General features: G+C 64.6%; 2 protein-coding genes. Both read right to left on the bottom strand.

The features are described 5' to 3' along the window. Window positions 1–464, bottom strand: a 464-nt coding sequence (locus EOL86_15055) for a chemotaxis protein CheW (GenBank protein NCD26887.1), incomplete at its 3' end; no start/stop codon positions are given. 18 nt (window positions 465–482) lie between these two features. Beyond that, window positions 483–1,354 (bottom strand): chemotaxis protein (locus tag EOL86_15060; GenBank protein ID NCD26888.1); only part of this gene is annotated, 872 nt, incomplete at its 5' end.

Consider the following 1,354-nt stretch of genomic DNA (forward strand, 5'->3'; position numbering starts at 1 on the left):
TCGTGGATCAATGACAGTTCCTGGGCGGAAAAGACCTTGGCGATATCGAGGATCATGATGAATTCCTCGTTCTGCTTGCCCATGGCCTTGATGAAGTCCGCCCGGATGGCGGTGCCCATGCACGGCGGTGGGTTGAGTTGGTCGCTGTCCATCTCGAAGACCTCGCGCACGGAGTCGACGATGGCGCCCATGGAGCAGACTTCTCCCTCGACTTCGACATCGACGATGATGACGCAGGTGTTCACGGTGTCCGCGACCGTGGGCAGGTCGAATTTGACGCGCAGGTCAACCACGGGCACGGCGTGGCCGCGCAGGTTGATGACCCCGCGCATGAAGGGCGGGGTCTTGGGGATGCGGGTCACGGGCACCAGCTCGATGACTTCGCGCACCGAGCCGGTCTCCAGGGCAAAGACCTCGCCGCCAAGGCCGAAGGTCAGGTACTGTTGGGTGGTGATATCGGTCATGTCCGTGTCTCCGGAGCGTTAGAAGCGTTCGAATTCATCGTCCTCGTCGTCCCGTCCCATGTCCAGGGCCAGACCCGAGGTCGGTTTGGCGGCCTTGAGTGGCTTGGCGCTTTTGGCCGGCAGCGCGGGCTTGCGGGCCGGAGCCTTGGCCGCGTGACGGGTGACACGGGCCATGGTCGCGCCCAGGTGGAAGAAGGCGATGGTGCTCTGGAGCTGTTCGGCCTGGCTGGACAGCTCTTCCGAGGTGGAGGCCATTTCCTCGGAGGCCGAGGCGTTCTGCTGGATGACCTGATCGAGTTGTTGCAGGGCCTTGTTGATCTGTTCGGCGCCGGCGTTTTGTTCGTTGGAGGCGGCGGAAATCTCCTGGACCAGTTCGGCCGTGCGCTGGATGTCCGGCACCAGCTTGGCCAGCATCTGGCCGGCCTGATCGGCCACGCTGACCGTGGACGAGGACAGTTCGCTGATTTCGGCCGCGGCCGTGCCGCTGCGTTCGGCCAGTTTGCGGACCTCGGCCGCGACCACGGCGAAGCCCTTGCCGTGCTCGCCGGCCCGGGCCGCCTCGATGGCGGCGTTCAGGGCCAGGAGGTTGGTCTGGCGGGCGATTTCCTCGACGATGGAAATTTTTTCGGCGATATTCTTCATGGCCGTCACGGCCTGGGTCACGGCCTGCCCGCCATCCTGGGCATCCTGGGCGGCCTTGAGGGCGATTTTTTCGGTCTGGTTGGCGTTGTCCGCGTTTTGACGGATGTTGGAGGTCATTTCCTCCATGCTCGAGGACACTTCCTCCACGGACGCGGCCTGCTCCGTGGCCCCCTGGGAGAGCTGCTCGGCCGAGGCGCTCAGTTCCTCGGAGCCCGAGGCGACGTTGTCCGAGGCCGACTGCACCTCGG

The sequence above is a fragment of the Deltaproteobacteria bacterium genome (assembly GCA_009930495.1).
Lineage (GTDB): Bacteria > Desulfobacterota > Desulfovibrionia > Desulfovibrionales > Desulfomicrobiaceae > Desulfomicrobium.